Genomic DNA, 19,246 nt, shown 5'->3' with positions numbered 1-19,246 from the left:
CTAAGTCCTTGGAACCTTAACCTGACTTCTCACTTCATCCAGAGCCTCTGCGACAGTCATTCCATTAGCTCTGGCACGGGCTGCAAGCTTTACCCTGTGCCCAAGCACGTCGTTGAACACCTCTGCTATGTCTCCCGGCACAACATATTCTCTTCCAGAGAGCACCGCCATTGCTCTGCTCATCCGCAGAAGTGCATTTGCGCCTCGCGGACTTGCTCCCATCGAGAAGAGCTCACTCTCCCTGGTAGCCTCAACCAGAGTCACTATGTAATCAAATATTGAATCATGCACACTCAAAGTTCTCGCCTTATCCTGAAGACCTATCAGTTCATCTCTCGTCACTATTCTCTCTACACTGTCCATAGGTACAAATTCCTGACCTTTAAGTATCTGCACCGCAGCCTCGTGGGATGGGTATCCCATGGAAAGTCTCACCATGAATCTGTCAAGCTGGGACTCCGGAAGCATCTGCGTTCCCGACGAACCAACCGGATTCTGGGTTGCAATGACCGTGAAAGGCTGTGGAAGTTCCCTTGTAACAGCATCGACTGTCACATGTTTTTCCTCCATGATCTCAAGGAGTGCCGACTGAGTCTTAGGCGATGTTCGGTTTATCTCATCCGCAAGGAACAGATTACAGAACGCTGAACCCTCTCTGTACTCAAACTCACCGCTTTTTGCATTGTACATGGAAAATCCCATTATGTCACTCGGCAGAACATCCGGTGTAAACTGGACTCTGTTATATTTCATATCCAGAGTTCTGGCAAATGCCGTTGCAAGAGTGGTCTTGCCCACACCCGGGATATCCTCAAGCAGTATATGTCCACCCGCAAGTATGGCAGCATAGACCTTGATTATTATATCTCTTTTTCCCTTTACGACCTTCTCTACCTCATCAACGACCCGGTTCTCTATATCTGTCATACGCCGTCCTTTCTCTTAGCCCTGGTTAACTCTCTTCACCTCTGATATGAACTTATCCTGTGGCAATGGTCTTGAGAAATAATAGCCCTGAATGTAATTCACTCCAAGATTGCTGAACTCCTTGAGGGATTCCTCCGTCTCCACGCCTTCCACTACGATCTTCATATTCATATCCTTAACCATGCTTATGGTGTTCTTGACAACCTTCATCATCTTGTCATCTGTGTCTATATCCGCAAATGTCTTGTCCAGCTTAACTATCGCAAACGGCATGGATGCTATTCTCTTCATATTGGAATAACCTGTTCCAAAATCGTCAAGTGAGAATGCAATACCATCATCTGTGAGACTGTTGATATTGTCCATCATTGTCGTCTGAGCATAGGCAGCCGCAGTCTCAGTAATCTCAAGATTTATCTGCTCATTGCTGACTCCGTAACGCTCCATCACTGCCCGCACGTCTTCTGATAACTCACTGCTCATGCACTGGATGACCGACAGATTCACCTCAACATATTCCAGTCCGAGATTCTTGAATTTCTCTCCAGCTATGAAACGGCACACCTCTTCAAGAACGAACTTACCTATCTTATGGATCATTCCATTCTCCTCCGCAGCAGGGATAAATATCTCCGGCGAAATGTATCCATACATATCATCATTTAATCTCAGAAGTGCCTCAGCACTGTTATACTTTCCAGAATCTATGCTGTATATCGGCTGATAGTAAACCTCAAACCTGTTCTCGGCAAATGCCTTATCAAGTATCATGTCCATGTCCCGCATCAGATCATATCTTTCCTTGTTATAGATATCTCTGGCATAGAGAACACGGCCTGTATACTCGTGCTCAGCAAGCTCACCGCCAAACCGCATCACACTGTCAACATCCTCTATATCCTGAGGACATCTGGTGATACATATTATCGGCAATAGATTTATAAACATATCATTATACTTATATCCCTTCTTCAGCTTCTCGTTTATCCGCTCCGCAAAATCCTCAGCCTGATCCTTGATACGCTGGTTCATGACACATCTGAACATTCCGGTTCCCAGATAATACCACTCAACATCATATCCGTATGGTCTGCTCCACTCTAAAAAGTCTTCAGAGATCTCCCTGAGCAGCTTATGATATTCCTCAACTCCCAGAATCCCGCGAAGAGTCTTGTCATTCTCCATAGTTATCATAACTACCGTTATATCAAGGCCATTATCCAGAGAATTTCTCACGTCGTCCATGTATCTTGTGATCTTGTTCAGGCCCGTGGCACTGCTTATAACCTGCTCCGGACTCTGTATCAGCAACGCAACGAACAGTAATCCAATCGCATTTGCAAACATCTCAATCGGAATATCCGGGTTAAACATCTGAAATACGGCCGCAACAACAACCAATGGGAATATCGCTATGGTTGATACAAATCTTCCTCTTGTAAGTCTCCTGTGATATCTCGTAACAACCATGAAGCCCAGAATCATATAAAATATTCCGGCAGCATACAGAAATGTCATGAAAAACTCTCTTCTGTACTCTCCCTGTCCGCCTATACTGAATACACACGGAGTGAAAAAATTAACTCCGAGCATGATCATGCACAGCAACGTTGGAAGTGCCAGTATGAAACTCTTCACTTTACCTCTGAATATATGTATGGCATCCACTATGTTCACCACATAAGCGGCATACATAGCCGATGAAACGACATGGAAAAAGAGATATCCCGTATGGAATATGTATTGGGTGACTACATGCCTTTCACCCATATTGTCAAATGCGATGGCGCCTATATCAAACGCTGTGGCAACCATTGCAATGGTCAGAACAAATTGAAACTGCCTGTTTAATTTGCCTCTGGTCATCTTCTTCATGATGACTGAGACCATGATAAGAGTAAACACGCAGAATGCCGCGTAATCAAAGTATAGTACTTTGCTCATATTATCCTCCTATGTACAACTCCTCCACCTATAGAATAATATAACAAATATTTCTAGGTCTTTCAACGCATTATATCCGGGCGGTCTGTTATCACTGCATCTACGCCCAGTCTGCACATACGTCTCATCCAGTGTGGATCATTCACAGTCCACACATATACCGGTATGTGCTTACGCTTCATTCTCTTCACAAATTTCTTCGTGCAGAGAAGATAATTCGGCGATATAAAATCCGCTTTACACCGTCTCATTCTTCTCTCAGGGAAATACTCATTCAATCTGACACCGAGCTTAGCCTTTTTCTTACCGACGAGCAGTCCGGTCTTTATCCTCGGGTCTATGGCCTTCACATTGTACGACACTTTGTCCTTGAAGGATTTTATCGAGAACTCACCGTATCCAAATCTCCCCTTGACAAGATCTATGACACGCCTCTCGTATCCGCTCTCCTTTAATTCTATATCAAGACATATCTTTCCGCTGCAGAGTTCCAGGACTTCGTCAAGCGTAGGCACTCTGTAGCCTTCTTTTGATGCAATATCGTTGATCCTGTTGTATGTCATATCTCCTATCTTTCTGCCGTCTATAGTTCCATCATGAAATACTATGAGTATATTATCACTGGTTTTCCTCACATCGAACTCCGCCATATCCGCCTTCAGATCTATAGCTATCTGAAACGCTTCAAGTGTATTCTCATGAGGCGCAAGGGCACTCGCTCCTCTGTGTGCTATCACCATAGTCTCTCTATTCATGCAAATATACATCTCCATTCTGATCAATATTTAAATCATATATATCATCTATCGGTATCTCGGTTCTGTCTTCCATAACTATCTTTTTCCCATATACGTCAACATTGCGTATATATCCCGACACATGTTCGTATCTTCCACCGGCTTTTCTGTCATCCTTTACAAAATACTCTATACCCACACATTTTTTGTCTGCATTATGCATTATATTCAACAGTTTCTGATCAAGAACCATTTTCTGACTCTCATCCAGCTCCAACTTCTCATCGGTGAGCCTTGCAGTCTCCGCTATGGCTGCTCCATGTCCTGTGAGTGCGGCAAATGGGGCAAACTGTGCTGCTCTGTCATGGATAGACATGTGCGGATGAACAGAGGACACGTGATGTGGAAGCTGTATTATGTCATCGTAATTATCTTCCATAAGCCCCTCCTAAGCCTTGTGACCGCCTATCTGTCCGTTCCTCTCTATCGTCGTACCGCCCTCCTCAAGATTCATTCCCTTAAGGACTGCATTTTTGCCAAATTTCTTCTTGAGCTCTATCATCGCTTTCTGCATGCTCTGCTCCCGCTTCATATCCTGCTGCTTTTTCTCCGTCTCTGCTGCCCCGTCTCCAAAATCATCAAACAGACTGAGCTGCCTTGCTGACTGTTTCTCATGTGCCGCAGTATTCGATATGATATTGTTCGCCGTGACATATATCCTTCTGACATACAATAAAGGATCTACGATCTCTTCAAACAATCCGGTCACCGCATCCATGATGACCTGTGTAGATGATGTATACTCTCCAAGATTCACCGTTCCATGGGCACTTTTCGGTATCTTTCTCCCATACATATCTGTCTGTATCTCTCCGGAAAATTTCGCTCCCGCAGCGTTTTTTTTGAGATTATCTATATCATACCCCACTGTTATGACCATCTGATCTGTCTTGACATTCTTATCCACAAGATCCAGCACGAGCAGATCCGTCATCTCACGGATAATAAGTCTGGCTTTTTCATATTCGTATGGGCATGACAACACCTGTCCTGAACCTATGCTGTTCCTCTCCGGCTTGTAAGCCTTGATATCTGCAATGGTACAAGGCTCCCAGCCCCATGCATGATCTATGAGCAGCTCTGCATTTATACCAAATAATCTGTACAGCAGATCTTCGTTGTAATACTCATCGTCATGTCCCAGTGAGCATCTGGCGATATCACCCATTGTATAAAGTCCATGACTCTCAAGTTTTCTCGCATATCCTTTTCCCACTCTCCAGAAATCTGTAAGCGGTCTGTGATTCCACAGCTTCTGTCTGTACGACATTTCATCAAGACTTGCTATCCTGACTCCATCCTTATCCGGGGCTATATGCTTTGCCTCAACATCCATCGCTATCTTACACAGGTAGAGGTTCGTTCCTATCCCTGCTGTTGCTGTTATACCGGTCTGTGCAAGCACATCCTGTATGATCGTCATGGCAAGATCGTGCGGACTCATCTTATATATCCCAAGATAATCCGTCACATCCATGAACACCTCATCTATGGAATACACATGCATATCCTCTGGTGCTACATATTTCAGATAGATGTTATATATATCCGTACTGTACTTCATGTAATATGCCATACGTGGCGGAGCGGCTATATACGAAACCGCAAATTCATTATGCTCCGCAAGCTCATTGGAATCGCAGCTCTCCCCGGAAAAGTTTCCACCGGGTGAAAGTGTTCTCCTGCTGGCATTGACCTCCTTAAGCCTCTGCACCACCTCGAACAGTCTGGCTCTTCCAGGTATACCATAGCTCTTCAGCGACGGGGAAACAGCAAGACATATGGTCTTCTCTGTTCTCGACGCATCTGCCACTACCAGATTGGTGGTCAGTGGATCAAGTCCGCGCTCAACACATTCAACCGATGCAAAGAAGGATTTCAGATCTATCGCAATATACGTTCTATCTTTCTTATCCCTATCCACAGCCAATCCCCCTGTCACTTCTTGCTCAGTCTTAATCTTCTCTTTCTGATGCTTATGTGCCTTGAGTCACATACTATACAGCAGCCGTCTCTGCAGCCTTCCCGCCGGCCCGTGTATGCCCCAGCACTTTCCTCGATACGAGTATGTATGCGATTATCATCGCCGTACCTGTTATTATCCATGAAACTATATACACGTTCAAAAGCATGCCAAAAGAATGATATCGCGCAAACACCGTATATATCCATATGATCCTAAACACTACTGAACCCACAACTGTTATAATAGCCGGCAGCATGGATCTGCCAAGGCCTCTGAGTGCCGCAGCTGTCATCTCATATGTTCCTGTCATCGCCTCAAGGAGCATGACATGCTTCATTCTTATAAGTGCATACTTTATAACCTCTGTATCTGTTGTATAAAATCTCACAAGAAAATCCCCTGAAAGCATCATGACACTGCTGAACACAGCCGTCATAAGCATGCCCTCTAACATGGCAATCCTGAGAGCTTTTCTGCATCTCTCCTTCTCACCTGCACCATAATTCTGGCTCACAAATGTCACTGCTGCCTGTGCGTATGCGGATATGACAAAATATGCAAAATATTCAAAATTAAGACCCGTGGATGAGCCTGCCACAGCATCAGGACCAAAGCTGTTGATTCCGCCCTGTATCAGCACATTTGACAATGAGAAAACTGCCGTCTGTATCGCTGATGGAGCTCCTATCCTGAGTATCTTTCCCAGGCACACTTTATCTATTCGTATATTCTTTATATCGAGTCTGAGTGGACCTTCCTCATGCATCAATATATACATGACTATTCCCGTACTGACAACATTTGATATGACCGTTGCCATGCCGACGCCTGCCACTCCAAGTTTACACACACACACGAAGAACAGGTTGAGTACAACATTGAGTACACCTGAAACTATCAGGCAGTAAAGCGGACGCCTTGTATCACCTATAGCTCTGAGCACAGCCGCTCCAAAATTATAAAGTATGATAAACGGCATTCCCACAAAGTATATCCTCAAATAAAGTACAGCCTGATCCAGCACCCTCTCAGGGGTATCTATGGCCTCAAGAATCGGTCTTGCCACAAACATTCCCGCAACAAGCATAACTATTCCGCATATAAGGGCAAACTTCACGCTGGTATGCACACACCTGATTATGGAATCTTTTTTGTTCTGGCCTATATAATGGGCCACAAGAACATTCACACCCACTGAAAGCCCCACGAACACATTCACAAACAGGGCAACAACCGCCGCATTGCTTCCAACGGCCGCCAGGGCATCACTTCCTGCAAATCTTCCTGCCACAGCTACATCTGCCGAATTGAAAAGCTGCTGCAGTATACTGCTGGCGGCAAGTGGCATGGCAAATATAAGCATCTTAAGCGCCAGTGAACCATTTAACATATCCATCTCGTGCGATTTTTTTCTATAATCGGTGTTCTTTTCTGTATTCGTTTCTTTGCCTTTTTCTTTGCTTTTTTCTATATTTTTTTCTATGCTTCTTTCTTTACTCTTTTCTGCGCTCATTCTGATGTCCGTCTCTTTTTCGTCATTGTGCTTCATTCTGATGTCCATCTCTTTTCCGTCATTGTGTTTCATTCTGATATGATCTCCGTTTTCTTATCTAGTGGGCACCCTCATACTTCTGAAGATAGTTGAAAAGTGCTCCTATGAGATTGGAATCGTTGCCAAATTTGCACAGTCCAACCTGCATCTCATTATAGATCACTGAAAATTTTGCAAGCTTATCCACGTACTTCTTCACGCCCTGTATGAACCTCGGTTCCGCACTGATTCCACCTCCAAGGAGTATGATGTCCGGTGCAAGAATGACATGTATATTCATGCAGTGCTTCGCGATGTTCAGATACCAGTCCTCAAGTACACCTATGACAGCCTCATCGCCTTCAGCTTCCCACTCATATATCATCTCGCCAGTCACATCATCCTCCTTCATGCCCCTGGCTGCCGCAACATCTCTTCTGAGAGCTCCAACCGACGCCTGCATTGTCCACATAATGTTGTCCGGAAGCTTTACATGATTCTTTGTATTCTTGAGATTCGCCTCAAGCGGTACAAGTTTGTCTATATTGTCCCTGTTCACATCCTCGAACAGGTACGACATCTCGCCGGCAACCATGCCTCTGCCGTGAAGTATCTTTCTGTCTATGACTATTCCTCCACCGACACCTGTGCCAAATACCAATACAACAGCACTGTTGTAGTCCTTTGCATTTCCCTGCCATATCTCCGACAATGCGGCACATTTGCCATCGTTCTCAAGAGCCACCTTAAGTCCATCGCATCTCTCGCTTACAAGCTCGCCTACATGTGCTTTGTCAAGGTATGGCAACGCTCCGCCGGCATAACAGATTCCGTTATCCACATCCACCTGTCCAGGAAGTGAAATAGCTATTCCCTGTATATCATATTTTATCTTATAGTCATCATATATGCCCTGAATTACGTCAAGAAATGCATCGAGTCCCTGCTGTATATTATCTAAACCATTCCCAAATCTTCCGGGAGTCGGAACCTTGTTCTTCTCCATAATCTCTGCATCTCTGTCCATCACACAATGCTTTATAAATGTTCCGCCTACGTCTATCACAAGGTACATAACTTCTCCTCCATACCGAATATGTTTTATTACTATATATTTTTCAAGCTAAAAAATAGCAGTCTCAAATGTATATACAGTATATATTATACTATATCGAACATACATTCGAAAACTACTATTTTTATGTTAGCATATTTTTTTGTTATCAACAACTACTTTTGTAGCACAACTTTTTGTTATATATAACAGGGACGTTCCTTTTGTAACGAGGAGCGTCCCCAATTACTACTTTTCTTTAGGCAGGATAATATTAAGCAGAATTGCAACCATTGCCGCAGGAACAATTCCTGAGCCTCCAAAAACAAGCTGGAGCAGCTGAGGAGCATTTGCTAGAATACCAGGATTGGCTCCCATTCCATAGCCCACGCCCAGTGCTACCGAAACTATGGACAGGTTGCGTGCGCTTAATGGTTCCTTTGTTATGAGCTGAATACCACTGATAACTATCGAAGAAAACATCATAACTGCAGCTCCACCAAGCACTGACTGAGGCATGATTGATACCAGTGCTGCAAGTTTAGGGCAAAGGCCACATAATATCAGGAATATCGCTCCTGTTGCAAGCGCAAATCTGTTGACGACCTTAGTCATGGCTACAAGTCCCACATTCTGGCTGAACGATGTATTTGGAAGGACTCCAAACACCGCTGCAAGAGATGAACCCAGACCGTCACACATCACACCACCTGAAAGTTCCTTATCTGTGGCTTCCCTTCCAAGGCCACCTTCCATAACACCTGATATATCACCGACAGTTTCCACCGCTGTTACAATAAACATTATGAGCACCGGAAGGATTGCTCGCACATCAAACACCGGTTTTACAGGCATGAGCTGTGGAATCGCAAACCAGGAAGCATCTTTCACCTTGTCCCAGTTCAGCACCCAGGCTTTTGTATATTCCACACCATCAGCAGTTATACCTGTTCTCGGAAGAACAAGTCCCATTATGATCGCCGCGATATAACCTGCGATTATTCCAAAAAGAATAGATGACGAACTTAAAAATCCTTTTGTCCAGTGCTTAAAGAAAAGGATGACCACAAGGACAAATAATGCGAGCAGAAGGTTCTCCATGGAGCCAAAGTCTGCAGCATTATTTCCACCTCCAAATGAATTTATTCCCACCGATATAAGGCTGAGTCCAATGGATAAAACCACTGTACCTGTTACAACAGCCGGGAAAAACCTGCGCAGAGGTTTCAGGAAAAAACCAAGCACAGTCTCAAATAAGCCACCGATAATGGATGCGCCCATAATCGCACCATACGCAAGCACTCCACCGCCCATGGTTGCCGCCACGCTGTTGAATACTCCTATAAAACCTGAAGATGTACCCATAATGATCGGCACCTTTCCTCCAACAGGTCCTATTGAGAAAAGCTGTATCAGGGTGACAACTCCCGCGATGAGCATTGCGTTCTGAAGCAGTGAAAGCTGAAGATCAGCAAATTCACCACCGACCAGTCCGCATGCTCCTGTGATAATCAATAATGGTGTCAAATTTCCGACAAACATTGCAAGGACATGCTGAAGTCCAAGAGGTATCGCCTGGGAAAGAGGCATCCTTCCATCAAGCTGGAATGCTGTTTCTGAAAGTTTAAACTTATTTTTCATCTGTTGTTTTCTCCTGTATATTTTTTTCATATTACAGATTCTGTTATTCTGCTTATGTTATCTCCAATCACTCTTCCGGCATGGACATAAGAATCTTCTCCGGTGTGATCGGCAGTTCTCTGTGCCATACACCTGTCGCCCTGTATATGGCATGTGCAATAGCAGGTGCCGGAGTGTTGATAACTATTTCTCCTATCGATTTGGCTCCAAAAGGACCTGTAGGCTCATAGCTGTTTTCAAATTCCACTCTCAAATGTCCCATATCCAGACGGGTTGGTATCTTGTATTGCATGAAACTCGACTCTATCGGGCATCCCTTCGCATTGTAGGTGATGTTCTCAAACAGAGTGTGTCCTATTCCCTGGACTATGCCTCCCTCTGCCTGAACACGTGCCAGTGCCGGGTTTATGGCTATGCCACAATCCACTACTGCAGCATAATCCAGTATCTTCACTTCTCCTGTATATCTGTCAAGTTCTATCTCAACCATTCCGACCATATATGGAGGAGGTGAAACCGGAGATGAATGAGAGACTGTGGCTACAGCAGCAATATCATTTGCGACCTGATCCTTAACACTTATATCAGCCAAAGAAACGCTTTGATCTGTTCCTGTCCGATATGCCCTGCCATTTTCGAAATACATTTCATCCTGCTCACATCCAAGCATTCCTGCTGCAATTGCGCACAGCTTCTTTTTCAATTTATCACATGCAAGCTCCACAGCCTTTCCTGTTACATACGTAGTGGATGAAGCATATGAGCCGGAATCATACGGTGAAGCATCTGTGTCTGCTCCAAATACCGCCACGTCATCAACCGAGCAGTCCATGCACTCCGCAACCATCTGTGCAAGGATAGTATCACATCCGGTTCCCATATCTGCAGCACCGATTATCAGGTTAAATGTACCATCATCCGCAAGCTTGACCGTTGCAGATCCCACATCCACATTCGATATACAAGAACCCTGCATGGCCATTGCTACTCCTGCAGCCCTGACTTTTCCGTTTCCCATGTCCCTGACAGGGTATTTATCATCCCAGTTAAATATCTCCTTGCATCTGGCCATACATCTGTCAAGAGCACACGCATTTGCCGTTTCACCATAATACGCAGGCATCTTCATTCCCTCGCGCAGCATATTCTGCTCACGGATCACGGTCGGATCTATCCCCAGTTTCTCCGCAAGTTCATTCACCGCAGACTCAAGTGCGAAGATTCCCTGTGTAGCCCCATAGCCTCTGTATGCACCAGCCGCCATAGTGTTCGTATATACAACATCATATCCAAACCTATATGCCTCAAGACCTCCCGTATATAATGGAATTGACTTATGCCCGCTAAGTCCGACTGTTGTAGGTCCATGCTCCCCATACGCTCCTGTGTTGGACAGCGTATACAGATCAAGTCCCCTTATATGTCCATCGCGGTCTGCTCCCAGACGGACTCTCACCTCCATCTCATGGCGCGGCGAGCCTGCGATCTGACTTTCCTGTCTCGTAAATATGATCTTGGCCGCACGTCCTGTCTTCATGGTCACAAATGCAGGATACACCTCACTTACCGCTGTCTGCTTTGCTCCAAATCCGCCTCCTATACGTGGTTTTTCCACTCTGATCCTGCTCTTTGGAATGCCAAGCGCTCTTGACAAAATACGACGTACATGAAACACGATCTGTGTAGAAGAAATTACATGAAGCCTTCCATAACGGTCAAGGTGTGTATACGTTCGAAAAGTCTCCATCATAGCCTGGTTAAAGGCTCTCATATGATATCTGTTCTCCAGTACCTCATCACAGTCAGCTATAACAGCATCAACATCGCCATCACCGCCTACATCGCTTGCTATCAGGTTGCGTTTCGGATCGCCTCCTACCTGAACCGGCGGGAACCAGTCGTCCTCAGGATGAACCAATATATCATTATCCTTTGCCTTGCGGAAATCCAGAATAGGCTCTAAGATTTTATATTTTACCTTTATGAGTTTCATAGCCTTGATTGCTGACTTTTCATCCTCAGCTGCTATGATGGCAACCACATCGCCCACACACCTCACATGGCGATCCATAATGAGTCTGTCATACGGTGACGGCTCAGGATATGTCTGTCCTGCTATTGCAAACCGGCTATTTGGCACATCCTGCCATGTGTAAATATCTACTATTCCGGGTATTTTTTTTGCTATGGAGACATTTATATCCTCCACAATGGCATTCGCATGTGGACTGCGAAGCAGTTTCACAACAAGTGCATCACCGGGAGTGATATCATCCACATATACCGGTTTGCCAAGAAGTAACTGCATAGAATCTTTTTTTCTAACGGATTTATTAACTACATTATATTTTTTATGTTCCATGAGTTCACCCCTTTACTGTCTGTCATCTGCAGGAATTCTACTGTCTAAGTAATTCCGGATTCCTCTCAGTTGTCCCTCATATCCGGAACATCTGCACAGATTCCCGGCAAGATATGCCCTGATCTCATCATCCGATGGGTCAGGATTTTCTCTGAGAAGAGCTATTGTATTCATCACAAAACCCGGGTTGCAGAAACCACATTGATCAGCACCCTGATCAGCAATGAATCCGGCAAATTCTGTCGCCTCATCCTGAAGGCCCTCAAGGGTCTGCACCTCGTGTCCATCTGCCCTGGCAGCAAGCACCGAACAGGAAAGGACAGGAGTCTGATCCATAAGCACTGTACACAGGCCGCAATTGGACGTCTCACAGCCGCGTTTCACGCTATAACAGCCATGATCACGTAGAAAATCTATAAGGAGCATATCAGGAGCTATATTTCCCGAGACAAATTTCCCATTTAATTTAACTTTTATTTCCACTGCTGCTCCTCCTCAATTTTTTTCAATAATCTCTGTCCAAGCACACGTATCAGACGGCTTCTGTATTCTGCACCAGCACGATGATTGCTTCCAACCGGAACATTGTCAGAAACCCAACTGGCAAATGCTTTCTCTGTATCATCTGAAAGTCCCCCTGTGAGCAAGCCTTCTTCATCCAGAACAAGCATCGCCCTTCCAGGCCTTGCTCCCACAGCCAGACGGTATTCTCCATCCACGCATGATGCTGAACAGGCAATGACAGGAAAATCTGTTCTCTGATTGCGGACTGATGCATAAGCAAAAACCCCAGGAGTTTTCCTGATGATCAGATGTACAATCACGTCCCTGTCCTGCTTCATGTTGACAAATTCCCTGAGAGGAATCATACCACCATGATAAAGTTCCACAAATGCATCCATAGCTAAAAAAACTGTCAGGATGTCTGAAAAGCCGAAACGTCCCCATATGCTTCCGCCAATCGTTGCGAGATTCCGAAACTGAACTCCCACAATATCCTTCACAGCTTCACATACTGCACCATGTGTATATTTGTTTAATCCGTCATGCAGCTCTATCTGACGGAGTGATGCCATTGCACCAATAATGAATTCGTCATCTTTTTCTTCAATCTTATCAAGTCCCAGATCACACATATCTATGGCTGTCTGTATCAGGCGATCCTGCATTTTTGTCCAGAGCATGCCTCCGATAATACAGCTTCCCTTTTTCTGATTCAGTTCATATGCCTCATCAATACTTTGTGCGCGTACATAATTCTGTATTGTTACCATAAAAGCTCCTTTTAACATATAAACACAATTTTTCAAAATATATTATATTAAAACAGCTTGTCTTTGAAAAGATGCTTTGTTACAATACCGTTGTATTATTTCAAGAATAACGAAAGGAACATTGAATTCATGAAAACAACTTTTAAAAATCAACTATCTATCATACTTATCTGTACTATGCTGGCAGTACTTACAGCCTGTGGTACAGACAGTGCTACAACAACACAGAGTACTACGGAAAGCACCACAGCTGCTTCAGTATCCGAATCAGCTTCCAGTGAAGAAGTATCTGAAGAATTATCTTCTGAAGAGTCTTCCACTGAAGCAGATGCTGAACAGACTGTCTACCCTGTAACAGTTACTGACCAGGCCGGCCGTGAAGTTACAATTGAAAAAGAGCCATCTTCTATCGTGAGCGGCTACTATATTTCTTCAAGCCTTCTGATCGCTCTTGGTCTCAAGGATAAGGTTGTCGGTATTGAGGCAAAAGCAGACAAGCGCCCTATTTATAAGCTTGCTGCACCGGAAATGACAGAGCTGCCGAATGTTGGAACTGCCAAAGAGTTCAACCTTGAGACATGTGCTACTCTTTCACCTGATCTGGTTATTCTGCCAATGAAGCTGAAGGATGCAGCCCAGAGCCTGACAGACCTCGGTATCACAGTACTGCTCGTCAATCCTGAAAGTCAGGATCTTCTGACAGAAATGATCAACACCATAGCTACGGCAACTAACACCAACTCAGAAGCTGCAAAGCTGCTCGCATATATAGATTCTCAGAAGGATATGCTTACTTCAGCTCTGTCTGGCGTAGAACCTGAAAGTGTATACCTTGCCGGCAACTCATCATTCCTGTCTACTGCCGGTCCTTCTATGTATCAGTCAAGCATCATAGAACTTGCCGGTGGAAAAAATGCAGCTGATTCTATCACAGACACCTACTGGGCCGAGATAAGCTATGAGCAGCTTCTTGCATGGGATCCTTCTTATATAATAATCGCATCGGATGCCGAATATACAGTAGATGACGTAATGAACGATCCAAACCTTGCAGAATGCACTGCTGTAAAAAACAGCCACGTATATGCTATTCCTGGAGACGTGGAAGCACTGGATAGCCCGGTACCTGCAGGAATCCTGGCATCTGTATGGCTTGCAGGGATCCTTCATCCTGATCAGGTATCAGCTGACACATATACAACTGAAATGACAAATTATTATGAAACATTCTATGGAATCAACAACTAATAACAAGCGTAAAAATAAAAACAAAGCAACAATAACTATTATACTGGGAGCTGTCATTCTGGCAGCTCTCAGTATATTTTCTTTTTTTGTCGGAAGATATCCTCTTACACTGAATGGATTGCTGCAAGGCGATGACATGCAGTGGCGTGTATTTCTCACGCTTCGCGCAAGCCGCGGAATCATCGGCTGTATAGGGGGATTTGTTCTCGGCATAGCAGGATTTGTATATCAGACTGTCTTTAAGAACCCATTGGCTTCTCCAGACATCATAGGTGTATCCTCAGGTGCAAGCGCAGGTGCCGCATTTGGCATTCTGTTTTTGTCCGGGACAATGTCTGTAACCATATCTGCTTTTGCCGGAGCCATATGCTGTGTGATACTGGTTCTGCTTCTGTCATCGCTGACATATGAGCGTGATGGAAAAAGCATAGTACTGGCAGGCATAGCAGTACACAGTCTTGCCCAGACCGCTCTTGTATGTCTGAAGCTGACTGCCGACCCTGAAAAACAATTATCATCAATTGAATACTGGATCATGGGAAGCCTTAATGGCATAAGTATATATTCCATTGGTTCAAATGTAATACTGTGCGCTGTCTGCCTGCTGATAATGTTCCTATTGTACAGGCAGATCATAATGCTCTCCCTTGATGACGCAGAGGGCAAAATGCTTGGTGTGAATGTTAACCAGATACGAATGCTGGTTCTTTTGATCGCAACCCTGGCAACTTCAAGTGTGATCAGCATGACGGGACTTATCAGCTTTATCTCTCTGCTTGCTCCGCACGGAGCCAGAATGCTGCTCAAAAATAACCGCTTATCAACTATGCTTCTAAGTGGTCTTATAGGTGGATGCCTTCTCACTTTCGGTGATATACTTGCCCGCAGTGTATGTTCCACAGAACTACCGGTCAGTATATTCACAAGTATCATAGGAGCACCATTTCTTATCTATCTATGCATAAGGAGGAAACCTGTAAAATGAGTATATTAAACATACGCAATCTGTCAGTCGGCTACCACCACAGCAGCCGCACCAGCACCACAGATGTGCAAAATGTGATAAATAATATCAGCTTTTCTGCAGAAGAAGGTACAATTGTTGGTATACTTGGCGAGAATGGCTGTGGCAAAACAACCCTTATCAAAGCAATCGCCAATTTGATTCCGCATAGTGGCTGCTGCGAGTTAGATAATCTCCAGCTGGAACATATGCCTCACAAAAAACTAGCACAGCTATGTGGATATATCCCTCAAAAAAGCGGCATATCCATAGACATATCTCTCTTAGATGTTGTCATGATGGGATTTAACCCAGAGCTTAAGCTTCTTCAACCCCATACTGAGGCCATGAAAGAAAAGGCTTATAAAGTTCTTGCAATGGTCGGACTTGATTCACGGATAAACGATAATTTTCAGACATTGAGTGAGGGTCAAAAACAGCTTGCCCTGCTGGCACGTACATTTGTGGCAAAACGGAAGCTTTTACTCCTGGACGAACCGGAAAGTGCACTGGACTTCAGGCTGCGTTACCAGATCATGAACCTTCTGTGCAGCTATGTTGAACAAAACCTCGCGGTGTCTCTGGTAACGCTTCACGATTCATCACTTGCATTAAATTACTGCAACACTCTTCTGGTTTTATCTGAATCCAAACTGATCGGTGAAATATATCCTGATAAAACACCCATTGAGGAAATGGAAATGCTTCTGTCCAAAGTTTATGGTACAATCAGTATCAGAGAACTTCGCAACCGTCAGGGAAAGCGCCAGCTTGTCATGATGAAGGAGGATGATATGCATTGAGAGCTGCTATTAAAATAACATTTTTTGATGATAATGATGAGAAATTCTTTGGTGAAGGTCCATACCGCCTTCTTTTGGCTATAGAAAAAACCGGTTCTCTCCGCTCCGCATCCCAGTCAATGGGGCTTGCCTACAGCAAAGCATTCCGCATGATAAAAAACGCTGAAGAGGCGCTGGGATTTTCACTTACAAGCCGCCAAGCAGGTGGCAGGTCAGGTGGGGGGAGCACGATAACACCAGAGGGAAAGGAATGGCTGAAAAAATATGAACAATATAGAGAAGCCTGTATTCAGGCCGGAAGCAAATTGTATATGGAGATCTTTTCTGACTAGCAAAAAGAAACATATCGTTATTACCGGTGACAGGAAAAGTGGCAAATCAACACTTCTCTCTTCACTTTTCGACAGACAAATGCCCGGAATTACATCATGGGCCGTCCCAAAAGAAGGCGTGTACATGAAAAATAACTCTAGCGGTGAAGTTGTACGTATCGGCAAATTCTGCTCTGATGCCACAGGTTGCGAGAACCTCATGCAACCCATTAAAGATGCCTTTAACAGCACATGTATTGCATTTTTAGAAAGCCTAGCAGACACAACAGCACCATGGATTACTGTAGACGAAATTGGATATCTTGAAAACACATCATACGATTATCAAAAAGCTTTCGAAAGGCTCATGAATAAAAAGCGGATCATTATGGTTGTTCGAAAACAGGATCTCTCATTTCTGAACCGGCTGTGCAGCCATAAGGATGTGTTCCTTGTTGACCTTGACAGACCATTTGGCAATTCCGGATGTATCATCATGGCTTCAGGGCAGGGAAAACGCTTTGGCAGCAATAAGCTCATGGCTGAATATCACGGACAGCCGCTCATAAAGTGGATACTTGATATAACAAAAGATTTGTTTTCCAGGCGACTCGTTGTCACCATACACCAGGATATTGAAAAGCTTTGCACAGAATATAGTATACCGGTAATCCTTCACTCCTCACCATATCGGAATGATATGATCCGTCTTGGTCTGGATACAATTGGTTCCTATATTGACCGCTGTGCTTTTATTCCTTCCGATCAGCCACTCATAAAGACGGAATCTATAGCATCACTATTATTATGTGCAAAAAATGAGACATCATATATATGGAGAACGTGTTATGACAAAACTCCAGGATCACCTGTGATATTTCCAAAAGAATATTTTGATGAGCTTATGTCTCTCCCACAGGGAAAAGGCGGGAATGTCGTTGTCCACAGTCACGAATCTCAGGTAATGCAGCTACCCGTCACCAACAAAACTGAATTGATGGACATTGACACACCAGCAGATATGGCGCGGCTGTAGGGACGTTCCTTCTGTCACCAAGAGTGTCCCTCTGTCTTATTCGTTACAGGGGGACACTCTTGGTGACAGAAGGAACGTCCCTGATTATTCTTGGATTTGACTCAAATCAAATGCACCGTTCTCAATCAACTTCAAAATTGTGTCTACCAAGTTGTTTTTTACAGTTTCACTTTCATTTTCAACGCCAGAATACTCTACATAAATAGTGTTCTCTCCCATATCAAAGGTTGCATAATATATTACGGTTTTGATACCTTGACTATTTGACTTTGTTACGAAATATCCTGCATTGATATCAACGCCGTCTACACTTGAAGTGATTGTATTTCCATCAATGATAGTATCTAATAGATTTACACCCTGTTTAGATACTACCATTCTTGTATCACCAATTTTTCCCTCAAGACCCAGAATATTATGATTGTCAGCATCAAAGTAAGCATCTGCGGTAACAGGCAAGTCTGCAAAAAGCATTTCAATCTCAGCATCGCTCAAGGGCCTTGTTGTTACATTTAAGTTAATTGAAGATTGTGATAAGTCATTTTTAACAAAAGTAATTGTTTCTCCACCATCCAGCGTGGCAATATCGTTTTTTGTACCAAACAGATTGCTTTGAAAAACTCCCACTCCAATCACAGCAACGAGTACGAAGCAAGCAGCAACAGACACCCATTTTTGCCGATTAGTTATTTTACTTGTTTTTTTCATAGGTTCAGCCTCCTTAATATACTGATTATCGACATTTCCCAATGCCCTTAAAAGTTTCTTTTCTTTCATACAGAGATACCTTCTTTCTCTAACAATTTTTTAAGTTCGTTCCTTGAACGAAATAATGACATCTTGATTTTGCTCTCGCTCATATCATATTCCGTTGCAATTTCTTTAATGGGCGATAAGTACCAATATCTTCTCATAAAGATTTTTCGCTGTTCTAATGACAGGGAAGAAAGAAAGCGGTTGAGAATATCCGTTAGAGCAATTTCTTCAACAATGTTTTCTGTACTATCCAACGATGGTATGCACTCTTGTATTTCATCAAGAATCAATGGCATTTGCCCGCCATTACGTTTCTTTGCATTGAGCAGTTCGTACCTGTCCAAAGATAAGTTGCGAGTAATCTTCCCTAAAAAAGTTTTTAGGACAGATGGACGGTTAGGCGGTATGCTGTTCCAAGCTCTTAAATAAGTATCATTTACACATTCCTCGCTGTCTTCGTCATTGTGAAGAATATTAAAGGCTATGTATCTGCAATACTTTCCGTATTTTTTTGAAGTTTCGGATATAGCAGCTTCGGAGCGCTCCCAATATAAATCTGATATGTAATGACCTCTTGTCAAGTACAAGTTAAC

At 43.9% G+C, this 19,246-nt stretch carries 18 protein-coding genes; 5 read left to right on the top strand and 13 right to left on the bottom strand.

The window, feature by feature from the left end; genetic code table 11:
* From DWW60_RS00090 to DWW60_RS00040, 11 genes are all read right to left on the bottom strand, one after another.
* A complete protein-coding gene (locus tag DWW60_RS00090) occupies positions 1 to 927 on the bottom strand; it encodes an AAA family ATPase (protein WP_117874150.1) in 927 nt (308 codons plus the stop codon).
* A 15-nt stretch (positions 928 to 942) separates the two neighbouring features.
* On the bottom strand, positions 943 to 2,871 hold the full coding sequence (locus tag DWW60_RS00085; RefSeq protein WP_117874149.1) for an EAL domain-containing protein: 1,929 nt from the start codon (positions 2,869 to 2,871) through the stop codon (positions 943 to 945).
* Positions 2,872 to 2,933: 62 nt separating this feature from the next.
* Positions 2,934 to 3,626 (bottom strand): glycerophosphodiester phosphodiesterase, encoded by a 693-nt coding sequence (locus tag DWW60_RS00080; RefSeq protein ID WP_055222819.1) that lies wholly within the window; start codon positions 3,624 to 3,626, stop codon positions 2,934 to 2,936.
* Complete coding sequence (locus tag DWW60_RS00075) at positions 3,619 to 4,047, bottom strand: hypothetical protein (protein WP_117874148.1); 429 nt, start codon at positions 4,045 to 4,047, stop codon at positions 3,619 to 3,621. Before DWW60_RS00075 ends, DWW60_RS00080 begins: the two co-directional genes overlap by 8 nt.
* Before the next feature lie 9 nt (positions 4,048 to 4,056).
* Entirely contained in the window at positions 4,057 to 5,592 is a 1,536-nt protein-coding gene (locus DWW60_RS00070; RefSeq protein ID WP_055222823.1) for a Y-family DNA polymerase, read from the bottom strand.
* A gap of 73 nt (positions 5,593 to 5,665) precedes the next feature.
* The gene (locus DWW60_RS00065) at positions 5,666 to 7,219 is read right to left on the bottom strand and encodes an MATE family efflux transporter (protein ID WP_243002882.1); all 1,554 of its coding nucleotides are present in this window, start codon (positions 7,217 to 7,219) and stop codon (positions 5,666 to 5,668) included.
* A 25-nt stretch (positions 7,220 to 7,244) separates the two neighbouring features.
* A complete protein-coding gene (locus tag DWW60_RS00060) occupies positions 7,245 to 8,240 on the bottom strand; it encodes an ROK family protein (protein WP_117874147.1) in 996 nt (331 codons plus the stop codon).
* A gap of 228 nt (positions 8,241 to 8,468) precedes the next feature.
* Entirely contained in the window at positions 8,469 to 9,860 is a 1,392-nt protein-coding gene (locus DWW60_RS00055) for a uracil-xanthine permease family protein (RefSeq protein ID WP_022216044.1), read from the bottom strand.
* 67 nt (positions 9,861 to 9,927) lie between these two features.
* Positions 9,928 to 12,222 (bottom strand): xanthine dehydrogenase family protein molybdopterin-binding subunit, encoded by a 2,295-nt coding sequence (locus DWW60_RS00050; RefSeq protein WP_117874146.1) that lies wholly within the window; start codon positions 12,220 to 12,222, stop codon positions 9,928 to 9,930.
* Positions 12,223 to 12,234: 12 nt separating this feature from the next.
* Complete coding sequence (locus DWW60_RS00045; RefSeq protein WP_117874145.1) at positions 12,235 to 12,705, bottom strand: (2Fe-2S)-binding protein; 471 nt, start codon at positions 12,703 to 12,705, stop codon at positions 12,235 to 12,237.
* Positions 12,696 to 13,496 (bottom strand): FAD binding domain-containing protein, encoded by an 801-nt coding sequence (locus DWW60_RS00040; RefSeq protein WP_117874144.1) that lies wholly within the window; start codon positions 13,494 to 13,496, stop codon positions 12,696 to 12,698. Before DWW60_RS00040 ends, DWW60_RS00045 begins: the two co-directional genes overlap by 10 nt.
* 129 nt (positions 13,497 to 13,625) lie before the next feature.
* On the opposite strand from DWW60_RS00040, the gene DWW60_RS00035 reads away from it, so the two are divergent.
* Genes DWW60_RS00035 through DWW60_RS00015 form a run of 5 tightly spaced genes read left to right on the top strand, consistent with a single transcriptional unit; the run spans position 13,626 to position 17,897 of the window.
* The gene (locus DWW60_RS00035; RefSeq protein ID WP_117874143.1) at positions 13,626 to 14,744 is read left to right on the top strand and encodes an ABC transporter substrate-binding protein; all 1,119 of its coding nucleotides are present in this window, start codon (positions 13,626 to 13,628) and stop codon (positions 14,742 to 14,744) included.
* Positions 14,728 to 15,729, top strand: a complete 1,002-nt coding sequence (locus DWW60_RS00030; protein WP_117874142.1) for a FecCD family ABC transporter permease — start codon at positions 14,728 to 14,730, stop codon at positions 15,727 to 15,729. Before DWW60_RS00035 ends, DWW60_RS00030 begins: the two co-directional genes overlap by 17 nt.
* A complete protein-coding gene (locus DWW60_RS00025; RefSeq protein WP_117874141.1) occupies positions 15,726 to 16,550 on the top strand; it encodes an ABC transporter ATP-binding protein in 825 nt (274 codons plus the stop codon). Before DWW60_RS00030 ends, DWW60_RS00025 begins: the two co-directional genes overlap by 4 nt.
* A complete protein-coding gene (locus DWW60_RS00020; protein ID WP_022216050.1) occupies positions 16,547 to 16,882 on the top strand; it encodes a winged helix-turn-helix domain-containing protein in 336 nt (111 codons plus the stop codon). Before DWW60_RS00025 ends, DWW60_RS00020 begins: the two co-directional genes overlap by 4 nt.
* Positions 16,815 to 17,897 (top strand): NTP transferase domain-containing protein, encoded by a 1,083-nt coding sequence (locus DWW60_RS00015; RefSeq protein ID WP_242992594.1) that lies wholly within the window; start codon positions 16,815 to 16,817, stop codon positions 17,895 to 17,897. The genes DWW60_RS00020 and DWW60_RS00015 overlap by 68 nt, the downstream gene beginning before the upstream one ends.
* Before the next feature lie 84 nt (positions 17,898 to 17,981).
* Here DWW60_RS00015 and DWW60_RS00010 read toward each other — a convergent pair whose 3' ends face one another.
* Positions 17,982 to 18,674, bottom strand: coding sequence for a hypothetical protein (locus DWW60_RS00010; RefSeq protein ID WP_004853247.1), 693 nt, complete (start codon positions 18,672 to 18,674; stop codon positions 17,982 to 17,984).
* Positions 18,671 to 19,240, bottom strand: coding sequence for an RNA polymerase sigma factor (locus tag DWW60_RS00005; RefSeq protein ID WP_243002899.1), 570 nt, complete (start codon positions 19,238 to 19,240; stop codon positions 18,671 to 18,673). The genes DWW60_RS00010 and DWW60_RS00005 overlap by 4 nt, the downstream gene beginning before the upstream one ends.
* Between the last annotated feature and the right edge of the window lie 6 nt (positions 19,241 to 19,246).

This window comes from Coprococcus sp. AF16-22 (assembly GCF_003461545.1).
Taxonomy (GTDB): Bacteria; Bacillota; Clostridia; order Lachnospirales; family Lachnospiraceae; genus Coprococcus; species Coprococcus aceti.
The sequence above is the reverse complement of the archived record's forward strand: the minus strand, read 5'-3'. Positions and strand labels throughout refer to the sequence as shown.

Excerpts from the sequence above, each read along its gene's own strand:
- DWW60_RS00035 (WP_117874143.1), top strand. The coding sequence starts at position 13,626 with ATGAAAACAACTTTTAAAAATCAACTATCTATCATACTTATCTGTACT.
- DWW60_RS00085 (WP_117874149.1), bottom strand. The coding sequence starts at position 2,871 with ATGAGCAAAGTACTATACTTTGATTACGCGGCATTCTGCGTGTTTACT.
- DWW60_RS00075 (WP_117874148.1), bottom strand. The coding sequence starts at position 4,047 with ATGGAAGATAATTACGATGACATAATACAGCTTCCACATCACGTGTCC.
- DWW60_RS00080 (WP_055222819.1), bottom strand. The coding sequence starts at position 3,626 with ATGAATAGAGAGACTATGGTGATAGCACACAGAGGAGCGAGTGCCCTT.
- DWW60_RS00030 (WP_117874142.1), top strand. The coding sequence starts at position 14,728 with ATGGAATCAACAACTAATAACAAGCGTAAAAATAAAAACAAAGCAACA.
- DWW60_RS00090 (WP_117874150.1), bottom strand. The coding sequence starts at position 927 with ATGACAGATATAGAGAACCGGGTCGTTGATGAGGTAGAGAAGGTCGTA.
- DWW60_RS00025 (WP_117874141.1), top strand. The coding sequence starts at position 15,726 with ATGAGTATATTAAACATACGCAATCTGTCAGTCGGCTACCACCACAGC.
- DWW60_RS00010 (WP_004853247.1), bottom strand. The coding sequence starts at position 18,674 with ATGAAAGAAAAGAAACTTTTAAGGGCATTGGGAAATGTCGATAATCAG.
- DWW60_RS00060 (WP_117874147.1), bottom strand. The coding sequence starts at position 8,240 with ATGTACCTTGTGATAGACGTAGGCGGAACATTTATAAAGCATTGTGTG.
- DWW60_RS00065 (WP_243002882.1), bottom strand. The coding sequence starts at position 7,219 with ATGAAACACAATGACGGAAAAGAGATGGACATCAGAATGAAGCACAAT.
- DWW60_RS00015 (WP_242992594.1), top strand. The coding sequence starts at position 16,815 with ATGAACAATATAGAGAAGCCTGTATTCAGGCCGGAAGCAAATTGTATA.
- DWW60_RS00040 (WP_117874144.1), bottom strand. The coding sequence starts at position 13,496 with ATGGTAACAATACAGAATTATGTACGCGCACAAAGTATTGATGAGGCA.
- DWW60_RS00050 (WP_117874146.1), bottom strand. The coding sequence starts at position 12,222 with ATGGAACATAAAAAATATAATGTAGTTAATAAATCCGTTAGAAAAAAA.
- DWW60_RS00055 (WP_022216044.1), bottom strand. The coding sequence starts at position 9,860 with ATGAAAAATAAGTTTAAACTTTCAGAAACAGCATTCCAGCTTGATGGA.